This window comes from Rhodococcus sp. HM1, from assembly GCF_023218075.1.
GTDB lineage: Bacteria > Actinomycetota > Actinomycetes > Mycobacteriales > Mycobacteriaceae > Rhodococcus.
Map to the genome: position 1 here is coordinate 1 of NZ_JALPTB010000129.1, position 8,502 is coordinate 8,502.

Genomic DNA, 8,502 nt, shown 5'->3' on the forward strand with positions numbered 1-8,502 from the left:
CCCGACCATGGGCACCGACTTCAGCTGGGAGGACGGCAACGGTCTCCAACATGGTTGGGCGGGCAGATCACGCCGGTGAACCAGGGCGACACACCGAGGGCTGTACACACATTTTGGCCTATAACCCCTGAATGCCGCTCCCGGGAACGGAACGACCCGACGCAGACCGACGAACGGACACAGAACGAGGAAGACCCCCTTCGGATGAAGGGGGTCTTCCTCGTATTCTGGTGCGCGATACTGGGATTGAACCAGTGACCTCTTCCGTGTCAGGGAAGCGCTCTCCCGCTGAGCTAATCGCGCCGGCTCGAAACGCCGGTTGTGGAGCGGATGACGGGATTCGAACCCGCGACCCTCACCTTGGCAAGGTGATGCGCTACCAGCTGCGCTACATCCGCATTGCACGTGATTTTCGAACCGATCGACCCACGTGCAGGTCGATCGTGGTGCGCGATACTGGGATTGAACCAGTGACCTCTTCCGTGTCAGGGAAGCGCTCTCCCGCTGAGCTAATCGCGCGAGGTGGAGACGGGAATCGAACCCGTGTGCACGGCTTTGCAGGCCGTTGCCTCACCACTCGGCCACTCCACCGTAAAAGGTCGAGTCCAACCTCTCGAGCGGATGACGGGATTCGAACCCGCGACCCTCACCTTGGCAAGGTGATGCGCTACCAGCTGCGCTACATCCGCATTCGCACCGTTCGGCGTTGTGCTCTCCGTGGTGCGGTTGAGAACATTAGCCGACCATCGACGAAACACACAAATCCGCAGGTGAACGGGCATATATGACTCGGTGAACCAGTGCTCTCGCCGCATCGGTGGACCGTCCGTCGGCGGTGGGCGGGCCGGAACGGGTCGAGACGGGCCGAGGCGCCGGGCCGGGACGGACCGCGGACGGTGTGCCGGGCGCCGGTCCTCGGTGCCCGTCGCCGGCGAAGGGGACGAGCACGCACGCGCGCGCACGTGAGTGGGACCGTTTCCGGGTGTCGGCCGGGCCCGGGGCTCCCATCGGGGTCGTGTCTTCCCTTCGGAATCGCGTCTGACCTGGCGATTCGTCTTCATCCGGTAGTCGTGTTAGTGTTCCATCTCGTTCGAGCCGCTGCGAAGCGGCGCGGTCCCGTGGCTCAGTGGAAGAGCGTCCCGTTCACACCGGGGAGGTCGCTGGTTCGATCCCAGCCGGGACCACAACAATCGCCCGATCACGAGAGCACCCCGATGGGGTGCTCTTTTCGTATGCGCCCCGTCCCGTGCATGCCCTCGACGGCCGTTGTCCGGACGGGGTTCGATGGGAACGGCGGGGCTGTCGTGGCAGGTGTGACCTGCGCAACCTCACCAGATGGTGTGACTGATGGCAGGATCGATCTCACCGCAAGGAGGATGGGGCTGAGATGAGTGTCGCCGACAATCAATGGCCGGTCGTGGGGATGACGGGCGCCCGATTCGGCACTGCCGCGCGGCGGCGGAGGTACATTCCGAAACATGCCGCCACAACCGCCTCGGAGATGGATGACGACGTGTCATACATCGACGAGGATCCGGTAGCGGACGCCGCCGCCGGAAGGCATCCTGTGGACGCGGTGGGGGCAGTGCAGCCCAGGATGTCCGAGACTTTCGTGGGGGACAAGAACATGGATCAGGAAGCGCCGTCGTTCGTGCGCCCGTTCGTGCGCAGCCAGGGGCGCACCCGGGCCGAAGTGGATCTTCCGCTCGAAGCGCTGGTTTCGACATCCGCGATGGTGGCAACGTCCGAGAACACCGGGGTGATGCCGACTCTCGACGAGCACCGCATCGTGCTGGGACTCTGCTCGCAGCCACGCTCGATCATGGAGGTCGCCGCGCTCGCCGGGATTCCCCTCGGTGTCGCGCGGGTGCTCGTCGGCGATCTGGCGGCCTCGGGGGAACTCACCGTGCACCGGACGGTCGACCGGATCGGTCCCGGCGCGGAACTCCTCCGGCGGGTCCTGAGCGGACTGAACGAGCTCTGACCCCGGCCGTCGCGATCGCGATCGGTCCTCGATCCGGCACAACGGGTCGGTGACGGCGCGACCGCGCCGTGCCGATAGCGGCGGGACCGGGGCGTGCCGATAGCATGGGGAGGTTGCCGACGCGCGCCTCTGCGCGGCCGGCCACCGTCCATCGTCAGGCATCGAGCCGGAGGAGTTCACCACAGTGACCACGCCCGCATCCGCGAAACCAGCCACGCTCGTCCGGGTGCCCGCGGGAACCACTGCCGGTGCCGCCGTGCGTGACGCCGGGCTGCCCGTCAAGGGACCCGAGACGATCGTCGTCGTCCGCGACCCGGAGGGTGCCCTCCGCGACCTGGCGTGGACGCCCGAGGAGGACGTCGAGGTCGAGGCGGTCGCCGCCGACACCGAGGACGGCCGCAGCGTCATCCGGCACTCCGCCGCGCACGTGCTGGCCCAGGCCGTGCAGCAGGAGTTCCCCGAGGCCAAGCTCGGCATCGGCCCGCCCATCAAGGACGGCTTCTACTACGACTTCCAGGTCGAGCGCCCCTTCACCCCGGAGGACCTCGCGAAGCTCGAGAAGCGCATGAAGAAGATCGTCAAGGACGCGCAGCGCTTCTCCCGCCGGGTCGTCGAGAACCTCGAGGACGCCCGCGAGGAGCTGAAGAACGAGCCGTTCAAGCTCGAGCTGATCGACGACAAGTCGGGCATCGACGACCCCGAGATCATGGAGGTCGGCGGCAAAGAGCTGACCATCTACGACAACCTCAACCCGCGCACCGGCGAGCTCGTGTGGAAGGACCTGTGCCGCGGACCGCACGTCCCGACCACCAAGTTCATCCCCGCGTTCAAGCTGACCCGCAGCTCCGCCGCGTACTGGCGCGGTGACCAGGACAACGCCGGTCTGCAGCGTGTCTACGGCACCGCGTGGGAGTCCGCCGAGGCGCTGGACAAGCACCTCGAGCTCCTCGCCGAGGCCGAACGTCGGGACCACCGCAAGCTCGGCAACGAACTCGACCTGTTCTCGTTCCCCGACGAGCTCGGTTCCGGCCTGCCCGTGTTCCATCCCAAGGGCGGCATCATCCGTCAGGAGATGGAGAACTACTCGCGCCGGCGGCACGTCGAAGCCGGTTACGAGTTCGTGTACTCGCCGCACATCACCAAGGGCCACCTCTACGAGGTGTCCGGTCACCTCGACTGGTACCGCGACGGCATGTTCCCCGCGATGCACATCGACGAGGAACTGAACGAGGACGGGACCGTCCGCAAGCCGGGGCAGGACTACTACCTCAAGCCCATGAACTGCCCGATGCACGACCTGATCTTCCGGTCGCGCGGGCGTTCCTACCGCGAACTGCCGTTGCGCATGTTCGAGTTCGGTTCCGTCTACCGCTACGAGAAGTCCGGCGTCGTCCACGGACTGACCCGCGTGCGCGGCATGACGCAGGACGACGCGCACATCTTCTGCACCCCGGAGCAGATGCGCGACGAGCTCACCAGCGTCCTCAACTTCATCCTGGACCTGCTCAAGGACTACGGTCTCGACGACTACTACCTGGAGCTGTCCACGAAGAACCCGAAGAAGTTCGTCGGCAGCGACGAACTGTGGGAGACGGCCACCGAGACACTGCGTGAGGTCGCCGAAGCCTCCGGTCTGCATCTCGTGCCGGACCCGGGCGGCGCCGCGTTCTACGGTCCGAAGATCTCCGTCCAGGTCAACGACGCCCTCGGGCGCAACTGGCAGATGTCGACGATCCAGCTCGACTTCAACCTGCCCGAGCGGTTCGAACTCGAGTACACCGGCCAGGACGGCGCCAAGCACCGTCCGGTGATGATCCACCGCGCGCTGTTCGGTTCGATCGAGCGGTTCTTCGGTGTGCTCACCGAGCACTACGCGGGCGCGTTCCCGGCCTGGCTGTCGCCGGTGCAGGTCGTCGGCATCCCGGTCGCCGAGAACTTCGCCGATCACCTGCTCGACGTCGCGCAGCAGCTGAAGGCCGAAGGCATCCGCGCCGAGGTCGACCTCAGCGACGACCGCATGCAGAAGAAGATCCGCAACCACACCACCCAGAAGGTCCCGTTCATGCTGCTCGCCGGCGAGCGGGACGTCGAGGCCGGTGCGGTGAGCTTCCGCTTCCGCGACGGCACCCAGGTCAACGGCGTGCCGGTGGCCGAGGCCGTGCGCATCGTGGCCGATTGGGTCCGGCGCCGCGAGAACGCCTCCCCGACCGCCGCGCTCATCGCGCCCGAGGGCGCGGAGCTCGGGTCGTGACCGGCGACCGGGGCTGCGGCCCCGCCGAGACCGAAGCTCTCGTCGACCGGGGTGTCGGCGAAGCCGACCATCTGCAGCGGTTGTGGTCGCCGCACCGCATGTCGTACATCACCGAGTCCCCGCGGGCGGAGGACGGCCCGTACGAGCCGTTCACCGACATCCCGAAGATGACGGACGAGGAGGGACTCGTCGTCGCGCGCGGAGAGTTCGTCTACGCGGTGCTCAACCTGTACCCGTACAACCCGGGCCATCTGATGGTGGTGCCGTACCGGCGGGTGGCGAACCTCGAGGACCTGACCTTCGAGGAGAGCACCGAACTGATGGCGTTCGCGCAGCGCGCGGTGAGGGTCATCAAGCGGGTGTCGCGGCCCCACGGCTTCAATGTCGGTCTCAATCTCGGTGCGGCAGCAGGAGGTTCGCTTTCGGAGCACCTGCACCTGCACGTGGTTCCGCGGTGGGGCGGCGACGCCAACTTCATCACGGTCCTGGGAGGCTCGAAGGTGATGGTGCAGTTGCTGCGCGACACGCGGGCACTGCTGGCATCCGCATGGGACGAGTGACACCGTCCACTCCTGAACACGACCCGTACGGGTTCGCCGTGCGCAGCGGACGAACGGCGGACGGTCGTGGCAGGATCGTGTCCCGAACGGGACGAATCGAGCCGGAAACGGGGGTCGCGAGATGCTGAGCTTCTTCGGGCGGGCATCGGTGTCGAAGGTCACCGCGCCGCTCGGCAGGGCATTGATCCGCACCGGCCTGACTCCCGACGCGGTGACGCTGATCGGCACGGTCGCGACGATCGCCGCCGCCCTCACGCTGTTTCCGATGGGGCAGCTGTTCTGGGGCACGATGGTCATCTGGCTGTTCGTGATGTTCGACATGCTCGACGGGGCCATGGCCCGGGCGCGTGGCGGTGGCACCCGGTTCGGCGCGGTTCTCGACGCCACCTGCGACCGAGTCGCGGACGGCGCGATCTTCGCGGGCCTGGCCTGGTGGGCGGTCTACGACGAACAGAGCCGTCCGCTATTCGTCGCCACGCTGATCTGCCTCGTGTCGTCCCAGGTCATCTCGTATGCGAAGGCGCGGGCGGAGGCGAGCGGGCTGTCCGCCGACGGCGGCCTGATCGAGCGCCCGGACCGGTTGATCATCGTGCTCGTCGGCGCCGGCTTCACCGGTCTCGGGATCGACTGGGCCATCCACGTCGCGATGTGGCTGCTCGCGGCCGGCTCGGTGATCACCGTCTTCCAGCGGGTCATCGCCGTGCGTCGTTCGCCCGGCGCCCGGGAACTGCTGCCGATAACCCCGGCACCGGCCACCGGCACCGACGGAGAAGCCGCATGACGTCCGCCGAGCGCCTGACCGATCTCGGATACGGCGCCGGATGGCGGCTGGTGCGCGCGCTCCCTGACCGGGTCGCGCGCGTCCTGTTCGACACCGGCGCCGACATCGCCGCCCGGCGGAACGGCGGCCCGCAGCAGTTGCGCCGCAATCTCGCCCGCGTGCTCGGCGTCGCCCCGGAACACGTGCCGGACGACCTGATCCGCCGGTCGATGCGTTCCTACGCGCGGTACTGGCGCGAGGCGTTCCGGTTGCCGTCGATGGACCTCGACGCGACCGCCGCGGCCATCGACTCGTCGATCGAGGGCCGCGAGCACATCGAGGCGGCCCTGACCGCCGGGCGCGGCGCGATCCTGGCCCTGCCGCACAGCGGCAACTGGGACATGGCCGGGGTGTGGTGTGCCCGCACCTACGGGCAGTTCTCGACGGTCGCCGAGCGCTTGCGCCCGGAATCGCTGTACCAGCGTTTCGTCGACTACCGCGAACATCTCGGGTTCGAGGTGTTCCCGCTCTCGGGTGGCGAGAGCCCGCCTTTCGTCGAATTGTCCGCACGCCTGCGTGACAATCGGATCGTGGCTCTGCTCGGGGAACGCGACCTGGCTCGCAAGGGTGTGCCGGTGACGTTCTTCGGCGAACCCACCCGGATGCCCGCCGGTCCCGCGAAGCTCGCCGTCGAGACGGGTGCCGCGCTGCTGCCGGTGCACTGCTGGTTCACCACCGACGGCTGGGGGTTCCGGGTGCACCCGGAGATCGACGTGACCGGCGGGCTGGAGGCGGCCACCCAGGCCCTCGCGGATCGGTTCGCCGCCGACATCGCCGAACACCCAGCAGACTGGCACATGCTGCAGCCGCTGTGGCTCGACGACCTGTCGGCCGAGCGGCGCGCCCGGATGGAGGCGTAGTTGAGGATCGGCATGGTCTGCCCGTATTCGTTCGACGTACCGGGCGGAGTACAGGCACACGTCGTGGATCTGGCCCAGGTGCTGATCGAACGCGGCCACAAGGTCAGCGTGCTCGCGCCGGCCTCGGAGGACACGGTGCTGCCGCCGTTCGTGGTCTCGGCCGGACGGGCCGTCGCCATCCCGTACAACGGGTCGGTGGCGCGGCTGAGCTTCGGACCGGTGTCCTACGCGCGGGTGCGGCGCTGGATCAACGACAACGACTTCGACGTCCTGCACATCCACGAACCGAACGCGCCGAGCCTGTCGATGCTGGCCCTGAAGGTGGCCGAGGGCCCGATCGTCGCGACCTTCCACACCTCCACGACGAAATCGCTGGTGCTCAGCACGTTCCAGGGTGTCCTGCAGCCGTATCTGGAGAAGATCAGCGGCCGCATCGCGGTGTCGGAACTGGCCCGCCGCTGGCAGGTGACCTCGCTCGGCGGGGATGCCGTGGAGATCCCCAACGGCGTCGACGTGCCGTTCTTCGCGCACGCCCCGCTGCTGCCCGGCTATCCCCGGGCCGGCCGGACGGTGCTGTTCCTGGGCCGCTACGACGAACCCCGCAAGGGCATGGCCGTGCTGCTCGGCGCGCTGCCGACGCTCGTCGGGAAGTATCCCGACCTCGAGGTGCTCGTTGTCGGCCGCGGCGACGAGGACAAGCTCCGCAAGGAAGCCGGACGTCTCGCGAAGCACCTGCGGCTGCTCGGGCAGGTCAGCGACGCCGAGAAGGCGTCGGCGATGCGCAGTGCCGATGTGTACTGCGCCCCGAACCTCGGCGGCGAGAGCTTCGGGATCGTGCTGGTGGAAGCGATGGCGGCCGGGACCGCGGTCGTCGCCAGTGAACTCGACGCGTTCCGCCGGGTGCTGCGCGACGGTCGTGCGGGTGTGCTGGTGCCGGTCGGGGACTCCGACGCGCTCGCCGAGGGCATCCTCGAGGTTCTCGCCGACGACGCCCGCCGCGCCGACCTGGTCGCCGAGGGATCCTCGGTGGTCGGAACCTACGACTGGCCCGTGGTGGCCGAGCAGATCCTGCGGGTCTACGAGACGGTGACGGTCGGGGCCGGACGGGTACGGGAGGTCCGCTCGTGACACTCAGTGCGGTGACGATTCTCGTCCTCTCCGTGATCGCGGCAGTGGTCGTCGGCCTGGGACTGTGGGCGTACACGACCGCGAACCGGCTCGACCGGCTGCACGTGCGGTCGGATCTGTCGTGGCAGGCGCTCGACGCGGCGCTGGCCCGCCGGGCGGTGGTGGTGCGCAGCATCGCCGCGTCGGTCCCGGCCGCGGACGGCAAACGTCTCGCCGCCCTCGCCGATCGTGCCGAACGCGCGGACCGGGAGCACCGAGAGACCGCCGAGAACGCGCTGTCGTCCATGCTCACGACGATCGACAGCGAACGGTTGCGACCCCAGCTGGTCGCCGAGCTGGCCGACGCCGAGGCCCGCGTCATGATCGCCCGGCGCTTCCACAACGACGCGGTCCGTGACACCCTCGCGCTGCGCACCCGCCGCCCGGTGCGGTGGCTGCATCTCGGTGGTACCGCACCGCTCCCGACGTTCTTCGAGATCGCCGAACGCTCCGGCGCCTCCGCCCGGACCTCCCGCATGCCGGACGAGACCCGCACCTCGGCGCGGGTCGTCCTCTTCGACGACGAGGGTCGGGTGCTGCTGCTGCGCGGAAACGATCCGACCACCCCGGACGTGCACTTCTGGTTCACCGTCGGCGGAGCCGTCGAGGTGGGGGAGTCGCTGCGCGAGGCGGCGGTGCGGGAGCTGAAGGAGGAAACGGGGCTGGTGACCGACCCGGATCGGCTCGCCGGTCCGATGTGGCGTCGGGTCGCGGTGTTCCCGTTCAACGGTGAGGTGATCCGCTCGGAGGAGTTGTTCTTCGCGTTGCAGGCACCGGTGTTCGTGGCCGGGGACGCGGGTTTCACCGACCTCGAGCGGGCGATGGGGCTCGAGCCCCGCTGGTTCACCGCCGACGAGATC

Annotated in this window: 7 protein-coding genes and 6 tRNA genes; 8 read left to right on the forward strand and 5 right to left on the reverse strand. The window is 68.5% G+C overall.

The window, feature by feature from the left end; translation table 11 throughout:
• Window positions 1–228: 228 nt before the first annotated feature.
• The 5 genes from M1M07_RS31440 to M1M07_RS31460 all read right to left on the reverse strand — a co-directional run bounded on the left by M1M07_RS31440 (window position 229) and on the right by M1M07_RS31460 (window position 689).
• A tRNA-Val gene (locus M1M07_RS31440) sits at window positions 229–303 on the reverse strand.
• A gap of 19 nt (window positions 304–322) precedes the next feature.
• Window positions 323–398, reverse strand: a tRNA-Gly gene (locus tag M1M07_RS31445).
• A 46-nt stretch (window positions 399–444) separates the two neighbouring features.
• Window positions 445–519, reverse strand: a tRNA-Val gene (locus M1M07_RS31450).
• A 1-nt stretch (window position 520) separates the two neighbouring features.
• Window positions 521–591, reverse strand: a tRNA-Cys gene (locus M1M07_RS31455).
• Between the two features lie 25 nt (window positions 592–616).
• Window positions 617–689, reverse strand: a tRNA-Gly gene (locus M1M07_RS31460).
• Window positions 690–1,112: 423 nt separating this feature from the next.
• Between M1M07_RS31460 and M1M07_RS31465 the strand changes: the two genes are divergently transcribed.
• The 8 genes from M1M07_RS31465 to M1M07_RS31500 all read left to right on the forward strand — a co-directional run.
• Window positions 1,113–1,184 (forward strand) — tRNA-Val (locus M1M07_RS31465).
• 329 nt (window positions 1,185–1,513) lie between these two features.
• The gene (locus M1M07_RS31470) at window positions 1,514–1,984 is read left to right on the forward strand and encodes a DUF742 domain-containing protein (protein WP_248676666.1); all 471 of its coding nucleotides are present in this window, start codon (window positions 1,514–1,516) and stop codon (window positions 1,982–1,984) included.
• Between the two features lie 184 nt (window positions 1,985–2,168).
• Window positions 2,169–4,235, forward strand: coding sequence for a threonine--tRNA ligase (gene thrS / locus M1M07_RS31475; RefSeq protein WP_197252522.1), 2,067 nt, complete (start codon window positions 2,169–2,171; stop codon window positions 4,233–4,235).
• Window positions 4,232–4,795, forward strand: coding sequence for an HIT domain-containing protein (locus M1M07_RS31480; protein ID WP_248676667.1), 564 nt, complete (start codon window positions 4,232–4,234; stop codon window positions 4,793–4,795). Before thrS ends, M1M07_RS31480 begins: the two co-directional genes overlap by 4 nt.
• 121 nt (window positions 4,796–4,916) lie before the next feature.
• Window positions 4,917–5,576, forward strand: a complete 660-nt coding sequence (gene pgsA, locus M1M07_RS31485; RefSeq protein WP_248676668.1) for a phosphatidylinositol phosphate synthase — start codon at window positions 4,917–4,919, stop codon at window positions 5,574–5,576.
• Window positions 5,573–6,475, forward strand: coding sequence for a phosphatidylinositol mannoside acyltransferase (locus M1M07_RS31490; protein ID WP_248676669.1), 903 nt, complete (start codon window positions 5,573–5,575; stop codon window positions 6,473–6,475). Before pgsA ends, M1M07_RS31490 begins: the two co-directional genes overlap by 4 nt.
• Window positions 6,476–7,603 carry a glycosyltransferase family 4 protein gene (locus M1M07_RS31495; RefSeq protein ID WP_248676670.1) on the forward strand — a complete coding sequence of 376 codons (1,128 nt, stop codon included), beginning with the start codon at window positions 6,476–6,478 and terminating at the stop codon, window positions 7,601–7,603. It begins immediately after the preceding gene.
• The coding region (locus tag M1M07_RS31500) for an NUDIX domain-containing protein (RefSeq protein ID WP_248676671.1) at window positions 7,600–8,502 on the forward strand (903 nt) is incomplete at its 3' end. The genes M1M07_RS31495 and M1M07_RS31500, both read left to right, overlap by 4 nt.

What these genes read in the sequence shown, in the direction of transcription:
- pgsA (WP_248676668.1), top strand. Translation starts at nt 4,917, where the DNA reads ATGCTGAGCTTCTTCGGGCGGGCATCGGTGTCGAAGGTCACCGCGCCG.
- M1M07_RS31490 (WP_248676669.1), top strand. Translation starts at nt 5,573, where the DNA reads ATGACGTCCGCCGAGCGCCTGACCGATCTCGGATACGGCGCCGGATGG.